The organism is Autumnicola aciditolerans (assembly GCF_041679265.1).
Taxonomy (GTDB): Bacteria; Bacteroidota; Bacteroidia; order Flavobacteriales; family Flavobacteriaceae; genus Autumnicola.
The window spans coordinates 39611-59806 of sequence record NZ_JBGFSM010000003.1 but is presented as its reverse complement, the minus strand read 5'-3'; the positions used below and the strand labels follow the sequence as shown (position 1 = coordinate 59806).

Annotated in this window: 15 protein-coding genes; 12 read left to right on the top strand and 3 right to left on the bottom strand. The window is 40.8% G+C overall.

Annotation, left to right across the window (positions count from 1 at the left end; genetic code table 11):
• The first annotated feature begins 137 nt into the window (after positions 1-137).
• From AB8M93_RS03615 to bshA, 7 genes are all read left to right on the top strand, one after another.
• A complete protein-coding gene (locus AB8M93_RS03615) occupies positions 138-1250 on the top strand; it encodes an N-acetylmuramoyl-L-alanine amidase family protein (protein WP_373056271.1) in 1113 nt (370 codons plus the stop codon).
• 54 nt (positions 1251-1304) lie between these two features.
• Positions 1305-2255 (top strand): MlaD family protein, encoded by a 951-nt coding sequence (locus AB8M93_RS03610; protein ID WP_373056270.1) that lies wholly within the window; start codon positions 1305-1307, stop codon positions 2253-2255.
• A 5-nt stretch (positions 2256-2260) separates the two neighbouring features.
• Positions 2261-3604 carry a 4Fe-4S dicluster domain-containing protein gene (locus AB8M93_RS03605; RefSeq protein ID WP_373056269.1) on the top strand — a complete coding sequence of 448 codons (1344 nt, stop codon included), beginning with the start codon at positions 2261-2263 and terminating at the stop codon, positions 3602-3604.
• Between the two features lie 22 nt (positions 3605-3626).
• Entirely contained in the window at positions 3627-4418 is a 792-nt protein-coding gene (locus AB8M93_RS03600; RefSeq protein WP_373056268.1) for a (Fe-S)-binding protein, read from the top strand.
• A 132-nt stretch (positions 4419-4550) separates the two neighbouring features.
• Positions 4551-5036 (top strand): ABC transporter ATPase, encoded by a 486-nt coding sequence (locus AB8M93_RS03595; RefSeq protein ID WP_373056267.1) that lies wholly within the window; start codon positions 4551-4553, stop codon positions 5034-5036.
• The gene (locus tag AB8M93_RS03590) at positions 5037-7970 is read left to right on the top strand and encodes a serine hydrolase domain-containing protein (RefSeq protein ID WP_373056266.1); all 2934 of its coding nucleotides are present in this window, start codon (positions 5037-5039) and stop codon (positions 7968-7970) included.
• A gap of 54 nt (positions 7971-8024) precedes the next feature.
• Positions 8025-9155, top strand: a complete 1131-nt coding sequence (gene bshA / locus AB8M93_RS03585; protein ID WP_373056265.1) for an N-acetyl-alpha-D-glucosaminyl L-malate synthase BshA — start codon at positions 8025-8027, stop codon at positions 9153-9155.
• Between the two features lie 54 nt (positions 9156-9209).
• Here the strand turns inward: bshA and AB8M93_RS03580 are convergent, their stop codons facing one another.
• Positions 9210-9707, bottom strand: a complete 498-nt coding sequence (locus AB8M93_RS03580; RefSeq protein WP_373056264.1) for a hypothetical protein — start codon at positions 9705-9707, stop codon at positions 9210-9212.
• Between the two features lie 339 nt (positions 9708-10046).
• On the opposite strand from AB8M93_RS03580, the gene AB8M93_RS03575 reads away from it, so the two are divergent.
• The 5 genes from AB8M93_RS03575 (at position 10047) to AB8M93_RS03555 (ending at position 17605) form a co-directional block, all read left to right on the top strand.
• A complete protein-coding gene (locus tag AB8M93_RS03575) occupies positions 10047-12980 on the top strand; it encodes an FAD-binding and (Fe-S)-binding domain-containing protein (RefSeq protein ID WP_373056263.1) in 2934 nt (977 codons plus the stop codon).
• Positions 12981-13052: 72 nt separating this feature from the next.
• The gene (locus AB8M93_RS03570; RefSeq protein ID WP_373056262.1) at positions 13053-14606 is read left to right on the top strand and encodes an ATP-binding protein; all 1554 of its coding nucleotides are present in this window, start codon (positions 13053-13055) and stop codon (positions 14604-14606) included.
• A gap of 6 nt (positions 14607-14612) precedes the next feature.
• Positions 14613-14987, top strand: coding sequence for a response regulator (locus AB8M93_RS03565; protein ID WP_373056261.1), 375 nt, complete (start codon positions 14613-14615; stop codon positions 14985-14987).
• Positions 14988-15151: 164 nt separating this feature from the next.
• On the top strand, positions 15152-16216 hold the full coding sequence (aroC, locus tag AB8M93_RS03560; RefSeq protein WP_373056471.1) for a chorismate synthase: 1065 nt from the start codon (positions 15152-15154) through the stop codon (positions 16214-16216).
• Positions 16217-16237: 21 nt separating this feature from the next.
• On the top strand, positions 16238-17605 hold the full coding sequence (locus AB8M93_RS03555) for a dicarboxylate/amino acid:cation symporter (protein WP_373056260.1): 1368 nt from the start codon (positions 16238-16240) through the stop codon (positions 17603-17605).
• Here the strand turns inward: AB8M93_RS03555 and AB8M93_RS03550 are convergent.
• Together AB8M93_RS03550 and AB8M93_RS03545 are read right to left on the bottom strand one after the other, a co-directional pair.
• Positions 17589-17996 (bottom strand): thiol-disulfide oxidoreductase DCC family protein, encoded by a 408-nt coding sequence (locus tag AB8M93_RS03550; RefSeq protein WP_373056259.1) that lies wholly within the window; start codon positions 17994-17996, stop codon positions 17589-17591. The genes AB8M93_RS03555 and AB8M93_RS03550 overlap by 17 nt on opposite strands.
• Before the next feature lie 4 nt (positions 17997-18000).
• Positions 18001-20184: an endonuclease MutS2 gene (locus AB8M93_RS03545; protein ID WP_373056258.1), complete on the bottom strand. Its 2184-nt coding sequence runs from the start codon at positions 20182-20184 to the stop codon at positions 18001-18003.
• Positions 20185-20196 lie beyond the last annotated feature (12 nt).

Sequence of the window (20196 nt, the reverse complement as noted above, 5' to 3'; positions counted from 1 at the left end):
TGCTTTAAGTACTATTTTTGTATAGAGTGGCTTGCTTTTTGCGATTCCAAAATTACATATATTTTTCCACCTGACTTTTGTGAATGAGTGAAAAATAGTAATTAAAATATTCACCCCGATATTAGCGTTACCTGTTTATGAGAACGAACTTAATTAAACTTTTCGTATTATTTCTTTTTGTTTTTAATTTTCGGCCTGATGCCTTTGCCAGTGAAGTGCCTCCAAAAGATCGTTTTGTAGTGGTCCTGGATGCAGGCCATGGAGGTAAAGATCCCGGTAACATGGGAAATGGGTACAAAGAGAAGAACATTGCGCTTAGTATCATTCTAAAAGTAGGGAAGGAGCTTGAAAAGAACGGGATAGAAGTAATTTATACCAGAGACAGCGATGTTTTTATTCCGCTCAAAGAGCGAACACAAATTGCCAACGATGCCAGGGCAGACCTGTTTGTTTCGGTGCATTGCAACTCCCATAGTTCACAGGCCAAAGGAACCGAAACTTTTGTGCTGGGGCTTAGGAGAAGTGATGATAATTTAGAAATTGCCAAACGGGAGAACTCCGTAATTTATCTGGAAGAGGATTACGAGGTTACCTATAATGGTTTTGATCCTAATTCTCCTGAATCTTATATAGGTCTGGCCTTGATGCAGGAAGAATATTTAAATCAGAGCATCCTGCTCGCAGATTTTATTCAGAAGAAATTCACCAACGAGCTTGAAAGGAATAACAGGGGAGTTAAACAGGATGTCTTTCTTGTATTACGTGAAGCTGTAATGCCCAGTGTGCTAATAGAAACCGGCTTTCTTACCAATGATGAAGAAGGAGCTTTTTTAAACAGCAACAGCGGGCAAAATAAAATGGCCGATGCTATTTCCCAGGCCATTATTAATTACAGTAAAAACATTAACCTCTCTACTTTAGAAAGTATTCCTGAAACCGCCGGAAATATAGAGTCAACACCTGTAAGCAATTCCAGTTATTATGAAGGCATTACTTTTAAAGTGCAGCTGGCTGCCGGTTCTAAAAAACTGGAAACCAAACCTTATAATTTTAAAGGGCTGGAAAATGTAACCCGTGCTAAAGAAGGCTCCCTTTATAAATATTATCTTGGTGCGACTTCAGATTATCTTCAAATTCAGCATTTGCATCAGCAGGCCATAAAAAGCGGATATTCTTCCAGTTATATTGTCGCTTTCAGGAACGGGCATAAGATTACAGTTAATGAGGCGTTAAAATCAAAGCTCAATTAGATGTACTTTTCTATTTTTATTTCTAAATTTGTACGGATCCTAAAAAAATAGCTTTTGAAGTATTCTAAAGAGGTAAAAACAGCCATACTTGGCATCATTGCCATACTTATTCTTATTTTCGGTTATAGTTTCCTCAAAGGCAAAAATCTCCTTGATGACAGCAGAGTATTTTATGCGGTTTATGACGATGTTGAAGGCCTTTCGCCTTCTTCCGCAGTTACTATTAATGGTCTTAAGGTTGGCCAGGTTTCCAGTATAGATTTCCTGAACAATACCGGTTTACTGGTGGTGAAATTTACTGTAGATAACGATTTTCCTTTTTCTGCCAACAGTGTGGCCAACATTTACGGTGGTAATATTATTGGCGGGAAATCTCTTGCCATAGTTCCTAATTATGAAAAAGGGAATCTTGCAAAATCTGGTGATACCCTTCGCGGCGAAATTGAAGAGGGGATAATGGAGTTGGTTAACGACAAGCTTACCCCGCTGCAGGCTAAAGTTGAAAATGCCATTGTGAGCGCCGATTCCCTGCTTTCCGGAATAAATAGGGTGTTGAATGATTCCACAACAAATAACATCCAAAATACATTTCAGAATTTAAGTGCTACTTCAAGGTCTTTTAGGGGAGCCGCAGAGTCTCTCGAAGAAATTGTTCATGGCAATGCAGGTAAAATAGATCACACCCTTACCAACCTGGACGAAATGTCCACCAACTTTAATAGGTTTTCTGATACCCTGGCTAATGTAAATCTTAGCAAAATGACGAATGACCTGGAAAATGTGGTCGCCGATTTTGAAAATATCACCAATAGCCTTGCCGAAGGGGAAGGCACAGCAGGAAAGCTTATTAATGATCCCGAGGTATACAATAACCTGGATCGTGCCACCAAACAATTGGAAGAATTACTGCAGGATATAAAACTTAACCCTAAGCGGTATGTACATTTTTCGGTTTTTGGAAAACGCCCAAAGGGTTATACAGAGCCTGAAGATAGCCTAAAGTAATATCCATGCAAATTATCGCCCAAATCTTATTCTTAATTGCCCTGGTGGCAGGCCTGGGATTTTTCGCGAAAAATATCCGCCTGCTCATTCGAAATATCAAATTAGGGAAAGAAATAGATAGAAAAGACAGGGCAGGGGAACGATTTTCCAAAATGGCCAGGATCGCGTTTGGCCAGAGCAAGATGGTTAGAAAACCCATCGCTGGTATTCTTCATGTTATAGTCTACCTCGGTTTCATAATTATTAATATTGAGGTTCTGGAAATTATTATAGACGGGGTGTTTGGTACCCATCGCATCTTTTCCTTTATGGGCGGCTTTTATAATTTTTTGATAGCTGCATTCGAAATTCTCGCGCTACTGGTTCTTCTGGGGGTAATAATATTCTGGACCAGGAGAAACATTACCAACATTTACAGGTTTCTGGGCCGTGAGCTGAAGGGCTGGCCTAAAAATGACGCTAATTATATCCTTTATTTTGAAATGGTGCTGATGCTGTTGTTCCTAACGATGAACGTGGCAGATTATCAATTACAGGTAAATGGCGTGGAGCATTATGCCAATGAGGCCGGAATTATGGGTTCTTTTCCTGTGAGCCAGTTTATGTTACCTGTTTTTGAAGGTTTAAGCGACGGCACCCTCATTATTATTGAAAGAACCGCCTGGTGGCTTCATATTCTCGGAATTTTATTTTTTCTGAATTACTTATATTATTCCAAGCACCTTCATATTTTACTGGCATTTCCCAACGTCTATTTTTCAAAATTAAAGCCGAAGGGAGAATTTGACAATTTACAGTCGGTAACAGATGAAGTAAAACTAATGATGGATCCCGATGCCGACCCTTTTGCGGCTCCGGCTGAAGGAGAAGAAACTGAAGAACCTGAGAAATTTGGAGCTTCAGATGTTATGGATCTTAATCGTGTTCAGCTTCTAAACGCCTATACCTGTACCGAATGCGGGAGATGTACGGCAGAATGCCCCGCTAACAAGACCGGAAAAAAACTTTCCCCAAGAAAGATTATGATGGATACCAGGGACCGTTTGGAGGAAGTAGGTGAGAATATTAACAAAAACGGGGAGTTTAAAGAAGACGGTAAACAACTGCTGGACGATTATATTCAAAGAGAAGAACTATGGGCCTGTACTACCTGCAACGCATGTGTGGAAGCCTGTCCCGTAGGGATAGATCCCATGTCTATTATTGTGGATATGAGAAGATATCTGGTAATGGAACAAAGTGCGGCTCCTAATGAGCTGGCAATTTCTATGACCAATATAGAAAACAACGGTGCACCCTGGCCTTACAACCAGATGGACAGGTTAAACTGGGCCAAAGAAAATTCATAATTACAAAACAAGGAGTAGCGATATGGCAGAAACATTAAAAGTTCCAACAATGGCTGAATTCATGGCAGAAGGCAAACAGCCCGAAGTCCTGTTTTGGGTGGGATGCGCCGGTAGTTTTGACGACAGGGCAAAAAAGATCACCAAAGCCTTTGTAAAACTTTTAAATAAAGCGGGAGTAGATTTTGCGGTTTTGGGCACAGAAGAAAGCTGCACCGGGGACCCTGCCAAACGTGCCGGGAACGAATTCCTGTTCCAGATGCAGGCAGTGACCAATATAGAAGTGCTTAATGGTTACGAGATTAAAAAAATTGTAACTACCTGTCCGCATTGCTTTAACACCATGAAGAATGAATATCCATCCCTTGGCGGCAATTATGAGGTGATGCACCACACCCAGTTTTTAAAATCGCTTCTTAATGAAGGGCGCCTAAAAGTGGAAGGCGGTAAATTTAAAGGTAAAAAGATCACCTTCCATGATCCCTGCTATCTCGGGCGTGGCAATGAAGAATATGAAGCTCCGCGTGATCTGCTTCGCAAGCTGGAAGTAGAACTTGTGGAGATGCGAAACTGTAAACGCAATGGTTTATGCTGTGGGGCCGGTGGCGCGCAAATGTTTAAAGAGCCGGAACCCGGCACTAAAGACATCAATATAAAGCGCACTGAAGAGGCTATGGAAGTTAAGCCGGAGGTGGTTGCCGCAGGCTGCCCTTTTTGTAATACCATGCTTACCGATGGGGTTAAGAATAAGGATAAGGAAGACAGCATTGCGGTAATGGATGTGGCTGAAATGATTGCTTCTGCCGATGATCTTTAAATTATACTTCTTTTTAAATTTCAGCGTAAATACAAAAGCTGCTTTTTAATCCTAAAAGTTAAATTCCGGTACTATATTTGAAGCTATAGCCTAAACAATTAGCTTTGTAGAAACCTATTTTTTCACATAACAATGTTAGTACCTTTTAATACTTTACCTGATAGTTCGCGGGTGTGGATCTATCAATCAAACCGCCCCTTTACTGAAGAAGAACTTCAGGAAATCACTCCAAAACTGGAACGTTTTATTAAGCAATGGACTGCGCATGGTGCAGAGCTTAAAGCTTCGTTCGAAATAAAGTACCGGCGTTTTATTATTCTGGCGCTGGACCAGCAGGTGAATGCCGCTTCAGGCTGTTCCATAGATGCTTCCGTTCATTTTATTCAGCAGTTAGAGAAGGAATATGAGGTAGACCTTCTGGACAAAATGAATGTTTCTTATAAACAGGGAGAATTTATCGCCTATAAAAATCTTAGTGACTTCAGAAAAATGGCCAAAGAAAAGGCTGTTTCTTCCAAGACGATTGTGTTTAATAACCTCGTAAATAATAAAGCCGAATACCTTTCAGATTGGGAAATTCCCGCTTCTGAAAGCTGGCATAACCGATTTTTGAAATAAATGAATTTGAAAACAGTTCCGAAAATCCTGTTTTTCAGCTTCCTTTTTTTTCTATCATTTCTAAACCTTTCTGCCCAGCAAACCAGTCCTTTAATCAGTAAAGATTTTGCCGCTCAAAAAAAATGGGTGGACAGCCTTTACAATACCATGACGTTGAAGGAAAAGGTGGGGCAGCTGTTTATGGTGGACGTTTTTTCCAGCGGAAGTGCCGCTGAAATAGACAAAACAAGAAAATTGATTGAAGAAGAAAAGATTGGAGGCGTGATCTTTTCTAAAGGTGGCCCGGTAAGGCAGGCGAAATTAACCAATGAGTTTCAGGAAATTTCAGCAGTTCCTCTTTTAATAGGTATGGATGCAGAGTGGGGCCTGGCCATGCGGCTGGATTCCACTTTTGCCCTTCCGTGGAATATGACCCTTGGAGCCATTCAAAATAACCAGCTTATAGAAGAGGCCGGGGCAGCTATTTCCCGAAATGCCAGAAGACTTGGAGTTCATATAAATTTTGCTCCTGTTGTAGATATTAATACCAATCCCGAAAATCCAATTATCGGGAATCGTTCTTTTGGTGAAAATAAGGAAAAAGTGACGGCAAAAGCCATTGCTTTTATGAAAGGGATGCAGCGGGAAGGAATCCTTTCCAGCGCTAAACATTTCCCGGGCCATGGTGATACCGATGCTGATTCCCATAAAACCCTGCCCACCATTTCCTTTTCTAAAAAGCGAATAGATAGTGTTGAACTTTTTCCTTATCGCGAAATGATCCAGGAAGGCCTTTCCAGTGTAATGGTTGCGCATTTAAATGTTCCGGCACTGGAGAAAGAAGATGGCGTCCCTTCTTCCTTAAGCAAAGCTGTGGTAACGGGTATTTTAAAACAAGAGCTGGGGTTTAACGGACTTATCTTTACAGATGCGCTAAACATGAAAGGTGCTTCCAATTACAGCGAACCGGGAGATATAGACCTTGCCGCATTTATGGCCGGGAACGATGTTTTGTTGATTTCTGAAGATGTTCCTACAGCTTCGCAAAAGATTATTGATGCCTATAATTCAGGCACAATTACTGAACAACGCCTGGGCCATTCGGTTAAAAAAATTCTTTATGCTAAGTATAAGGCCGGATTAAACCATTATAAAGCGGTAAATGAAAACTACCTTGTTGAAGAACTGAACAATATTCGGGATAAAGCACTTTTTGAAAAGCTCACTGAAAATTCCATTACCGTCCTAAAGAACAACACCGGAATTCTGCCAATTAAAAAGCTGGCAAAAAAGAAGATCGCGTATGTAAATTTTGGCGATGGGGACGGTAGCGCTTTTTTAGAGCAACTAAAAAAATACACCAAAATTGACTGGATAAGGGCCAGTACACTTTCAGAATTACAGGAGAAATTAGATGAATACGATCTGGTGGTCGTTGGTTTTCATAAACCTGATACCAGCCCCTGGGCAAATTATAAGTTTTCCGGTAAAGAGATCAGGTGGCTCTATGAAATTGCCAGAAAGAACAAGACACTGCTCAGCGTTTTTGCCCGCCCATATGCTTTACTGGATATCCCCAGTTTTAATGATATTGATGCTGTAGTTTTAGGTTACCAGAATAATGAAATTGCCCAGCAAAAGGTGGCCCAGGTGCTTTTTGGTGCTACTGAAGCCAAAGGTGAACTGCCTGTGAGCATTGGCAATGAGTTTCCGGAAGGTACAGGTTTACATACCAAAAACCTGAACCGCCTTAGTTATGGCCTTCCGGAAACGGTAGGTTTAAATTCAGAAAAGCTTAAGGAGATAGATTCTATTATAAATGATGCCATAGATAAAAAGATGACTCCCGGTGCACAGATTTTAGTAGCCAGGAAAGGAAAAGTGGTTTACCAGCGTAATTTTGGCTACCAGACCTACAACAAAAATCTATCGGTGACTGATACCACTCTTTATGATTTGGCTTCGCTTACAAAGATCCTTGCCACTCTGCCCATAATTATGGAGCAGGAGGAGAAAGGAATTGTAAGTTTTAATACTACCTTGGGAGAAATGATGCCTGTTTTTAAAGGTTCAAATAAAGAAAATATCAGGCTGCAGGACATGTTGATGCATTACGCGAGATTAAAGGCATGGATCCCTTTTTATATCTCCACGCTGGATAAAAGTACGCGTAAACCTTCAGATGCCTTTTACAGCAAGGTGCCGCGGGAAACTTTTCATACTCAGGTGGCAGACCACATGTACATTAAGGATGATGCGCAGGATACTATTTTGAGCCTTATAAGAGATAGTAGTCTGGAAAGGAAAAAAGAATACAAGTATAGTGATTTACCTTTTTATATTCTGAAGTATTACCTGGAAGATTATTACCACACCAATTTGAACAGTCTCACCCAGGAAAAATTTTACCGCCCGCTGGGAGCAAATTACACCGGATATTTACCTCTTTCCCGTTTTAGTATTGAACAAATTGCTCCAGCCGAAGAAGACAAACTATGGAGAGCACAAACTGTCCATGGCTATGTTCATGACCAGGGTGCGGCTATGCAAGGAGGAATTGGCGGCCATGCGGGATTATTCAGTACCTCCAATGATGTGGCTAAGATCATGCAGATGTACCTCAATGGAGGAAGCTATGGAGGAGATGAGTTTTTAAAACCGCAAACCATTTCTAAATTCAACACCTGTTATTATTGCGATGAAGATGTAAGGAGGGGAGTTGGATTCGACAAACCTCAATTACATAATGCAGGACCTACCTGCGGTTGCGTGTCGCCTTCCAGTTTTGGGCATAGCGGATTTACCGGAACTTTTGCATGGGCAGACCCGGCAGAAGAAATTATATATGTATTTTTGTCTAACAGGACGTATCCAGATTCGAATAACCGGGCATTGATACGGCAGGATATCCGCTCAAAAATACAGGAGGTAATTTATGAAGCTATCGATTTTTAATGCCCTTAAAAGCTTTACAAAACTGATATCAGGTCCTTATAAAGAAAAGAATTAATGAAAATTGCTATTGTTTGTTACCCCACATTTGGGGGCAGTGGCGTAGTAGCTACTGAACTTGGTCTGGCACTCTCCAGAAGAGGACATGAGATCCATTTTATTACCTATAAACAGCCGGTAAGGCTGGACCAGCTTTCTAGTAACGTACGTTTTCACGAAGTGCATGTGCCGGAATATCCGCTGTTTCATTATCAGCCATACGAGCTGGCTTTAAGCAGCAAACTCGTAAATATGGTAAAGCTTCATGGGATTGAACTTTTACACGTACATTATGCGATCCCTCATGCCTATGCTGGATATATGGCAAAAAAGATGCTGGAAGAAGAAGGCATTTTTATTCCTATGGTCACTACTTTGCACGGTACAGATATTACCCTTGTGGGCCGTCATCCGTTTTATAAACCCGCGGTAAAGTTCAGCATAAACAGCAGCGACGTGGTAACCTCTGTTTCCCGAAGCTTAAAGGAAGATACTCTTAGTTCCTTTAATATTACCAAAGAAATCCAGGTGGTTCCAAATTTTATAGATGTAAGTAAATTTGACAAAAAATCTTTTACCGATTGTCAGCGGGAAATGATGGCTGCTGAAGAGGAAAAGATCATTACTCATGTTAGTAATTTCAGAAAAGTAAAGCGAATTGATGACGTGGTAAAGATCTTTTTTGAAATTCAGAAAAAAATAAAATCCAAACTAATGATGGTTGGGGAAGGGCCGGAAAAAGAGATGGCCGAAGAGCTGGTAAAAGAGCTTGGGATACAGGATAAAGTTCTTTTCCTGGGAGAAAGCCATGAGATAGATAAAATCCTTTGTTTTTCAGATTTGTTTCTTCTGCCTTCTGAAAAAGAAAGTTTTGGCCTGGCCGCTCTGGAAGCTATGGTAAACGGCGTGCCTGTTATTTCTACAAATACCGGCGGATTACCTGAAGTAAATGTGGAAGGTGTTTCCGGTTTTCTTAATGATGTTGGTGATGTTCAGAAAATGGCAGCAAATGCCATTTATATTCTTGAAGACAAAGAACGGCTGCGAAAATTCAAGGAAAACGCCCACAGGGAAGCCGAAAAATTTGACATTAACATGGTTGTTCCGCAGTATGAGGCACTTTACCAGGGTTTACTGGAAAAAGTATAAAATAAAAAAAAGTGGGAAATGCTCCCACTTTTTTATTTTTATGTTTTTGTTTTATTAAAACTGATATCGCACCCCAATTGCGATATCTGGGGTAAAATCGTTGATATAATTGTAACCGCTAAGGCCAATTTCCGGACGAAGGTCCAGGGAAACCATCAAAGGAATATCGAAATTATACTCTATTCCCACATCTCCGGCAATAGAGAAGAATGCCCCTTCATCAGATTCATCAAGGCCTCTGTCATCAGAAACTCCGCCAATTCCGGCACCTGCACCGGCATACCAGTTAAAATTGCCATCAATATTCCATAACCACTGGTAAAGTCCCATTAACTTGAACATGCTGTAATCGTTGTCGTTTCTCCAGCCTAAATCCAGTTCAAGACGGTTGTTTTCCATACCCAGGGCGCGTTGATAAGATATTTCAGCTCCATAGGCATTACCACCTCCCAGTCGTAAACCTATGGCATTATCAGAAATTTCCTGGGCTTTTGCTCCAGTGAGGAATGCTGCACTAATACTAAATGCGGCAAATAAAAATAACTTCTTCATTCTTTTGAAATTTTTACTAGTTAGTATGACAAATTTAATTGTTCGTTATGAAGGCAAACGTCGTGATAGGCCAATCTATTGTTAATAATGTTTAAAAATGTGTTAAGCGCATTACAAGCTAAATCCTTAATTTTAGATTTTTTTATGATGATACTGCTTTATAGGTCACAGATCACTGTAACTTCTTATAAAATTTTTAAGCATAGATACAGAACATTCATAAATTAAAAAATCTCATTTCCTATGTGCAATAACTGTAGAAATAAAAGTTATAAATTAAATGTACTTCTTTTGGATCAGGTATTTAGAGACCTTTATTAAGTTAAAAGTAATTTTTTTATGAAAGAGAAACTTACGGCCTTAGCCGGAGAAATAGAGGGCGAACTTTTTTTTGATGATCTATGGCGATCAATTTATGCCACAGATGCATCAGTGTATCGTGAATTGCCATTAGCAGTTTGCTATCCTAAAAACAACAAAGACCTAAAGACCCTCATTAAATTTGCATCTGCAAATTTCACCTCGCTCATTCCGCGTACAGCGGGAACTTCCCTTGCCGGGCAATGTGTGGGCAAAGGAATAGTGGTAGATGTCTCTAAACATTTTACAAAAATCCTGGAAATAAATACTGAAGAAAAAACGGTAAGGCTACAACCAGGTGTAATTAGGGACGACCTTAACAGGATATTAAAAGAATACGGTTTATTTTTTGGGCCCAATACTTCAACCTCTAATCGTTGTATGTTGGGTGGGATGGTAGGAAATAATTCCAGCGGGACAACTTCCATAAAATATGGCACTACCCGGGAAAAGCTTATTTCCCTGAAAACTATCTTAAGCGACGGGAGTGATGCTGAATTCGGGTATATTTCCAATCAGGCTTTTGGTGAAAAACTTCAGCTACAAAATCTGGAAGGAAAAATTTACCGTGAAGTTAAGGAGAAGTTATCTTCAGAAGAAAATAAGCAGGAGATAAAGGAAAAATTTCCACCTAGGGAAATGCACCGCAGAAATACAGGTTATGCCATAGATGACCTCTTGTACACACAGGCTTTTGATCCTGAGGAAGCTGAAGAATTTAACCTTGCTAAATTCCTGGCAGGAAGCGAAGGCACGTTGGCATTCACTACAGAAATTACTTTACAGCTGGACAAACTTCCTCCTCCAAACGCTGCTATGGTGGCGGCCCATTATACTTCTATCGAAGCCTGCCTGCAGGCTGTGGTCCCGGCAATGCAACATCCGTTGTTTACCTGTGAAATGATGGATAAAACCATTTTGGATTGTACAAAGCAGAATTTAAAATATAAGGAAAACAGGTTTTTTATAGAAGGTGATCCCAAAGCCATTTTAATGCTGGAGCTAAGGGCAAACAGCCAGAAAGAGTTGCAAAAGCAAACCCGCGAGCTGCTTGATACCCTTGAATCTTCCAATCTTGGTTACGCTTTCCCGGTGCTATACGGGGAACAGATAGAACTGGCGCTGGAACTTCGTAAAGCGGGGCTGGGCCTTCTGGGAAATATTACCGGCGACCGGAAAGCTGTGGCCTGTATAGAAGATACCGCAGTCGCCCTTCCGCACCTGGCTCCTTATATAAACGAGTTTACAGAGGTAATGGGAAATTATAAGCAGGATGCTGTTTATTACGCCCATGCCGGGGCAGGGGAATTACACCTCAGGCCAATCCTGGACCTGAAAAAATCTGAAGACGTTAAGCTTTTTAGAAGCATAACCGAAGATGTTGCAAAACTGGTAAAAAAATATAACGGCTCCATGAGCGGCGAACATGGGGACGGCAGGGTAAGGGCCGAGTTCATCGAATATATGATTGGTCCTAAAAATTACCAGATTTTAAAAGAGCTGAAGTTTACTTTTGATCCGCAGAATATTTTTAATCCCGGTAAAATAATAGATGCCGCGCCTATGGATACTTCTTTCAGGTATGAAGTGGACCGTGAAGAGTCTGAAATTGCGACTTTAATGGACTTTTCTGAAACCCAGGGTGTTCTCCGGCTTGCTGAACAGTGCAACGGCAGTGGGGATTGCAGAAAATCTTCAGAAGCTGGAGGTACCATGTGCCCCAGTTACCGTGCCACTAAAAATGAAAAAGATACCACGAGGGCCAGGGCAAATGCTTTGAGGGAATTTCTTACCAATTCAGATAAAAAGAACCGTTTTAATAATGCTGAATTAAAGGAAGTTTTCGATTTATGCATCAGCTGTAAAGGTTGTAAAAGCGAATGCCCCTCCAGTGTTGATGTGGCGGCCTTAAAAGCAGAGTTTCAATACCAGTACCAGAAGGAAAACGGTTTTACCAGGCGGAATAAAATGTTCGTGAACAACGCAAAAATGAACCGCCTGGGATCTAAGGTTCCAGGAATTTCCAATTTTCTCTTCAAAAACAAAATCACTTCCGCAGTAGCTAAAAGCGCTTTGGGAATAGCAAAAGAGAGGAGCCTTCCCCAACTCGCAAGCCAGACGCTTTGCGATTATTATAAAAATAACAGGAAGCGCCTTAAATTGGAAAATCCTATAAAAGAGGTTTACCTTTTTAATGATGAATTCACTAATTATCTTGATGCTGAAATTGGCATTGACGCGCTGGAACTTTTATTTAAGCTGAATTATCAGGTGAACATTATTGAGCATGAAGAAAGCGGCCGCAGCCACATTTCTAAAGGTTTTCTGAAGGAGGCTAAAGAACTTGCAAATAAAAACATCAGGATTTTCAAGGATATTATTTCTGAAGAAACTCCGCTTATAGGGATAGAACCTTCAGCTATTTTAAGCTTTCGTGATGAATACCTTAGGCTGGCTGAAAGCCGGGATGAAGCAGAAAAACTTTCGAAAAACTGCTTTATAATAGAGGAATTTCTTAAAACCGAAATATCCCTGGGAAATATAAAGTCCTCTTCGTTTACTTCAGAAGAAAAAGAAATCAAAATCCACGGTCACTGTCACCAAAAAGCACTTTCAAATACTGCTTATACTTTTAGCGTGCTCAATTTACCGGAAAATTATAAGGTTACTATTATCCCTTCGGGATGTTGCGGTATGGCGGGATCTTTTGGGTATGAAAAAGAGCATTATGAGGTGAGTATGAATATAGGAGAACAAACACTTTTTCCGGCGGTAAGAAAAGCCAACGAGGGCACCATAATTTCAGCAAACGGTACCAGCTGCAGGCACCAGATAAAAGACGGTACAAAAAAAGAAGCACAGCATCCTGTAAGTATTTTAAGAAATGCTTTAAGGGAGAGGCCAGAATATTAACAAAACATTGTAAGTAAACTTCAAAAGCCCCGCGCGCATTTATCTTTATATTTGACGCGTAATCCTTGCCGAATGGAAAAAGAATCTAAGACAGAAAACCTTAAACAGGCGAATATCGCCCATCTGCAGGCTGAAGTGGAAAGGCTGCGTTCCTGTCTTGATCATGAAAAGGAAATCAATAACCGCTACAAGGATATTGTACATTCTTCACCATCTTTAATTGCATTTTTAAAAGGTGAAAATCTCATTATTGAAATAGCAAATAAGACCATTCTTGAAAATTGGGGAAAAGGAGAACAGGTAATAGGTAAACCTTTAATGGAAGCCGTTCCAGAACTTAAAGGCCAGGGGTTCTATGAATTATTGATGAAGGTTTACCACAGCGGAGAAGTGGTAAGGGCCATTGAAATGCCCGGGGAACATATTATAAATGGGGAAAGAAAGCTGGAATATTTTAATTTTTATTATCAGCCGCAAAGAAACCTGCAGGGAGAAATTGAGGGAGTGGGTGTTATTGCCAGTTTAGTATCTCAAGAAGCAGAACTGCATCAAAAAATTTCTGAAAATGAATTGAGGTTCCGGCAACTTATAGATTTTATGCCTCATAAAATAACCATTGCCGATACCTCCGGAAAATCCTTTTATTATAACCGCAGCTGGCAATTTTATACCGGAATGTCCATGGAAGAACTCGTGCAGGAGGAAAGCTCTAAGCGTATGCATCCTGAGGAAAAAGAATACGTGGAAAACCAGGTAAAGGAAAGCTTAGCCGAAGGAAAGGAGTTAGAACTGGAAATGAGGGTCCTTAATAAAACCGGGGATTACAAATGGCATATTACAAGAGGAATCCCGCTAAGGGATGAAAATGGAGAAATAATTAGCTGGGTAAGTTCCAGCACAGAAATTCAGAAATTAAAGGACGAGGAAAAAAAGAAAGAAAAATTTCTGAAGCTGGTGAGCCATGAACTAAAAACTCCGGTGACCTCTATTAAAGGGTATACGCAGCTGCTTAACTGCATTTTGGATCAAAACAAAGAAGCCAGAATTAAAGAAATACCTTTGTCTTTATATTTGGATAGAATAGAGAACCAGGTAGAGCGGCAGGTGCGTCTTATTTCTGAAATTCTGGATTTATCACGCATAGAGGATAATGAAATGGAATTTGAGAGAAAAGAATTTGTTATAAATGAACTGGTAGAAGAAACCATTCAGGATATCCATTTTTCAAATCAGGAAGTACCTTCTATAAAATATGAAGAGAGCTGCCAATGCAAAGTAATAGGGGATCGCTCTCGTATAGGCCAGGTGTTTATAAACATTATCAATAATGCCATTAAGTATTCCCCCGGTCAAAAAGAAGTAAGCATTCGTGTACAAAAGGAAAAAGAGCACTTTGCTGCGGTAAAGATTAAAGATAATGGCATAGGAATTCCTGCAAACGAACACGATAAAATCTTCCAGCGCTTTTACCGTGTAGGTGCTAAAAATGAAGCCACGTACAGTGGTTTTGGGATAGGCCTGTTCCTCTCAAATGAGATAATTAAAAGGCATGGAGGTTCAATAAATGTTGAAAGCACTTTTGGGGAAGGTTCAGAATTTACAATTTCCATACCCTGTATAAATTAAAATAATATGGCCAGAATATTAGTAGTAGATGACGATGCGTCTATAGGATATATGATTAGAGATATCCTTGAATTTAAGGACCATGAGGTTACCCTGTCTCAAAGACCTTTGGAAACCAGGGAAAACATTGTCTCTAATAATATAGAACTTGTACTGCTTGATAAACTAATTTCAGGCGTAGATGGAACTGAAGTCTGCGCACAGCTTAAGGAAGATAAAGATGTGGCACAAGTTCCTGTGGTAATGATGTCTGCCCTTCATAATGCCGATAAAATATGCCGGGATGCAGGAGCAGTAGCCTTTATAGCCAAACCATTTGATATGGCCACTTTGCTTTCTAAAATAGATGAAGTTTTAGCAGCTCATTCCACCAAAGATTAAGGTGGTAAAGTTGTGCTTTCTTTAGACTTTTTTCTTCCTCATAAGGCTAGTTTTATAAGGGTAGCTGGTTATTATTCTACTTTAGCCATGGTTATTGCTACAATAAATGAATTTAGCCTTTTAAAAGTGAGGCTAAAAATTTACATTTGCTCAAAACGATAACTATGGCGGGCAATTCCTTCGGAAAAATTTTTAAACTTACCACCTTTGGAGAATCACACGGTCAGGCAATTGGAGGAATTATTGACGGATGTCCTGCAGGATTAGAACTTAATACAGAAAAGATACAGGAAGAGCTTAACAGGCGCCGGCCAGGCCAGTCGGCAATTGTTACCCAAAGAAAAGAGCCTGATACAGTTGAATTCTATTCCGGAATTTTTGAAGGAAAAACAACCGGCACCCCCATTGGTTTTGTTATTAAGAATTCGAATCAAAAATCAAAAGATTACTCCCATATAAAAGATACTTACCGCCCTTCCCATGCCGATTATACTTATGATGAAAAATACGGGGTAAGGGATTATCGCGGAGGGGGAAGATCTTCGGCCAGGGAAACCGCCTGCAGGGTAGTGGCAGGCGCGCTGGCAAAACAATTGCTTAAAGAAATAAAATTTAACGCCTACGTTGCTTCAGTAGGTGAAATTCAGCTTCAGAAAAAACATAATGAACTGGATTTTAGCCTTACGGAAACTAATCCTGTACGCTGCCCAGATCCTGCTACGGCAGAAAAAATGGAGGCCTATATCAAAAAAATAAGGGCTGAAGGGGATACTGTGGGAGGCACTGTGCAATGTGTTATTAAGAATGTTCCCAAAGGTTTGGGAGAACCGGTATTTGATAAATTACATGCCGAACTTGGGAAGGCCATGCTTTCCATAAACGCCGTAAAAGGTTTTGAGTACGGCAGCGGCTTTGAAGGTACAAAAATGAAAGGCAGTGCCCATAACGACCTTTTTAATAATGATGGCTCTACCAAAACCAACCTTAGCGGCGGGATCCAGGGCGGAATATCCAATGGGATGGACATCTATTTCAATGTTGCCTTTAAACCTGTGGCCACTATTATGCAAAATCAGGAAACTATTAATTCTGAAGGGGAATCTGTAGAAATGCAGGGCAAAGGCAGGCATGACCCCTGTGTGGTGCCAAGGGCAGTTCCTATTGTAGAAGCCATGGCCGCTTTAGTGATAGCAGATTATTTGCTTCAGAATAAAACATCCAGAATTTAAAATTATAGATAACGCTCTACTATGAAGAAACTTGCACTGCATTGGCAGATTTTGTTAGGAATGGTTGCCGGGGTTGTATTTGCACTTGTCCTCACCAATTTTAGCTGGGGACCGGAATTTGTAAGCGACTGGATTAAACCTTTTGGCAATATTTTTATAAATGCGCTTAAACTTATCGCAGTGCCGCTTATCCTGGCTTCCCTTATTAAAGGAATATCAGATTTAAAAGATATTTCCAAACTTTCTAAAATGGGCACCAGGACTATTGCAACTTATATTATTACCACAGTTATTGCAGTTTCCATTGGGCTGGTAATGGTGAATCTAATCAATCCGGGTGGTTCTATTTCACAGGATACCCGAGAGGATCTTCTGGCAAGTTATGAAGGTGATGCCTCGGGAGTCCAGCTTAATGCTGCAAAACAACGGGAGTCCGGCCCTTTGCAGGCTTTAGAAGACCTCGTACCCAGCAATATTTTTGCCGCGGCGGGGGATAATGCCAATATGCTACAGGTAATCTTTTTTGCCATTTTCTTCGGAATAGGACTGATACTCATCCCCGAAAAAACAGCAAAACCGGTAAAGGATTTCTTTGATGGATTTAATGAAGTAATCCTGAAAATGATAGATATTATCATGCTTGCGGCACCGTATGGTGTTTTTGCCCTGCTTGCCGCTTTAGTGGTGGAATCTCCCAGTGCCGACCTGTTTGCGGCACTTGCCATGTATGCATTAACCGTGCTAATTGGCCTGGCTTTAATGATTGGGGTTTATGTTTTGCTGGTTTGGATTTTCACCAAAAACACTCCTTCTTTTTTTATTAACGGGATAGCCCCGGCCCAGTTGCTGGCATTTTCCACCAGTTCCAGTGCAGCCACTTTACCGGTAACTATGGAAAGGGTAGAGGAGCATATGGGTGTTCACCGGGAAGTGACCAGTTTTGTCCTCCCCATTGGTGCCACTATTAATATGGATGGGACCAGCCTCTACCAGGCTGTTGCGGCTGTATTTATTGCACAGGCCTTTGGGATAGATCTTACTATAGGCGCCCAGCTGGGGATTATTGCCACCGCCACACTCGCATCTATTGGTAGTGCAGCGGTGCCGGGTGCAGGAATGGTTATGCTGGTAATTGTACTGGCCCAGGCGGGAATCCCTGAAGCAGGCCTGGCGCTGATTTTTGCCGTAGACAGGCCACTGGATATGTGCAGGACCACGGTAAATGTTACCGGGGATGCCGCTGTTGCCCTGATGGTGGCCAAATCTGTAGATAAAATGGGTGAGCCAAATGTAAAGGAATGGGACGATAATTATTATGAAGAAGAGGTAGAAACTACCAATACTTCAGCTTCAACAGAAAAAAATTCAGGTTCTAATCCAAAAATTTAGATTTTAACTCCGGAGTAGGGATCATGCAGCTTTCTTTTTTCCCGAACCATTTGTAGCGATTATTGGCGATAAGGTCATAAACCATGTCGCGAAAACCTTCAGGTAGCCCTAAAAAGTTTTTCAATAAAGAATAGCCTCCTGAAAGATCGCGGGAAATTTCCAGCGCGGCGGTAGACTTCCTGTACCACGCCACGCCAGGTTCAATAAGAATTACAGAATCTATGGCCTCCGGGTTCAATCCTCTTTCTGCTACCAGCTTTTTGCCGGTTTCGCTCTGTAGGGAAGCAAACCTGAAGACATCTTTTTTATCATGTTTAATGATAAAGTTCACCGCGCCGTCGCAAAGATTACAAACCCCGTCAAAAAGCACAATTTTTTTTCCTTCTTCCATAGTATCATTTTTTCATTGCCTGCACCAGTTCCAGTTGAGTTATATCTACAGATGTGGTGAACATCCCGTAATTAACAATTCCTTTGCCTTTCTCAATCTTATCAAGGGTTCCCACACTTTTGCTATCCTCAAGCCTTACCCGGTCTCCAATTCTTAAAGTTGCTTTGGGCTTACTGGCTTCCTTTTGTTCAGCTATTTTTTGCTTTTCTTTCTCTTCTTTTTTTTGCTTCCTTATGGGCTCAATTTTTTTCGCCACTTCTTGCTGAAGCTGCTTTTCCTGTGCCTTCTTCGCCCTGCGCTGCCTGGCTGATTCTTTTTTGCGCTTGGAATTTTCAATTTCCACCAGTTTCAAAAATTCTCCAATCAATTCCTTTTTCTTCTTATCGTTGAAGTATTTTTCACTTATATCATTTATTTTCTGGCCCAGGTAAATAAGTCGCTGGTTGGCGTCATACAATTCCTGGTAACTTTCCAGCTTTTGCTGAACCCTGCTGTTAACTTCCTCCAATTTCTCTTTTTCCTGGGCGGCCCTTACTTCCTTGGTTTTAAGGGAATCGGTGGTTTTTTGTAATTTAGACCGTTCCTGCTGAAGTTTAGCAATGCTTTTATCAAACCTGATTTTTCCTCTTTCCACTTTTTTCTTGGAACGGTTAATAAGGCTATAGGGAATGCCGTTTTTTTGCGCGACTTCAAAAGTAAACGAACTTCCCGCTTCCCCCACCTGCAGCTTAAACATTGGTTCCAGGCTGTTGGAATCAAAAAGCATATTGGCGTTGCTCATATTTGGCAATTCTCCAGCCAGTTTCTTCAGGTTCGCGTAATGCGTGGTAAGGATCCCATAGGATTCTTTTTCATAAAAAACTTCCAGAAAGGTTTCCGCTAAAGCCCCGCCTAACTCAGGATCACTTCCGGTACCAAATTCATCAATCAGGAAAAGCGTATTTTCGTCACATTTCCGAAGAAATTTTTTCATGTTTTTGAGCCGGTAGCTATAGGTACTCAGATGATTTTCAATTGACTGGTTATCGCCAATATCGGTAAGGATTTTATCAAAAAAGCACATGCGGCTGTATTCGTGCACAGGCACCAGGATCCCGCTTTGCAGCATTACCTGCAGCAGGCCAACCGTTTTAAGTGTAATACTTTTCCCGCCGGCATTGGGCCCGGAAATTACAATAATGCGGTTATCTGCAGCCATTTCTATGGTCTGCGGAAAAGTTTTCTTACCGGTTCTTTTGTTGGAAAGCAACAGCAGGGGATGGTAAGCTTCTTTTAGCTGAACCTCTTTATTTTCTGAAATTTTCGGTAAGATGCCATTAATTTTATCAGCATATTTGGCCTTGGCGGCAATAACATCGATTTCACTCAGCAGTTCCTGGTAATCAATTAATAATTTCCTGTACGGCCTGAGGAAATTAGTAAGTTCTTTCAGAATCCTGTTAATTTCTTCCTTTTCCTCATAATGAAGATTATTTAGCTCCCGCGTAAACTGAAAAGTAGATTCCGGCTGGATGTAAACTATACTCCCGGTTTTGGAATTGCCCATAATTCCGCCTTTTACCTTTCTCCTATACATGGCTTTTACGGCAAGAACACGAACATTTTCTACCACGCTTTCCCGTATTTCATCTAAATAACCATAGCCAGCATAAGTGGTAAGGGCAGAGCTGAAACTGGAATTAATTTTCCCTTTTACAGAATTTATGGACCGCCTGATGTTTTGAAGAAGGGGAGAAGCATCATCTTTTAACTCGCCATATTTATCTATAACCTGCCCAACTTTTTCAATAATCTCGGGGGTATATTCTACTTCTGAAGTGGTTTGATAAAGCGAAGGATAAACCTCCTTAAACTTCCTGAAATAACGCAACTGGGTATTTACAGTCTCTGAAATTGAACTTATTTTCCTGAAGCCTCCCACTTCCAGAACGGTATCTTCTATTTTGAGTAATTTTATTTCCTGCTGAATACTGTCAAAACCATGATTTGGAATTGGGCTTTCCTGGGTTTTGGATTTCACGTATTCATTAGTTTGGTTAAGGCCGAAATAGGTCTTTTTATAAGTTGAAAATGGTGTTATTTCCAGTGCCTTTTCTTTTCCCATTCCCGTAACGCAAAGTTCGCTGATTTGTTCGCGAACTACAGGGAATTCAAGATCAATAAGGCTCTTTGGTGCAATTTTTATCATAGTAATTTTTCC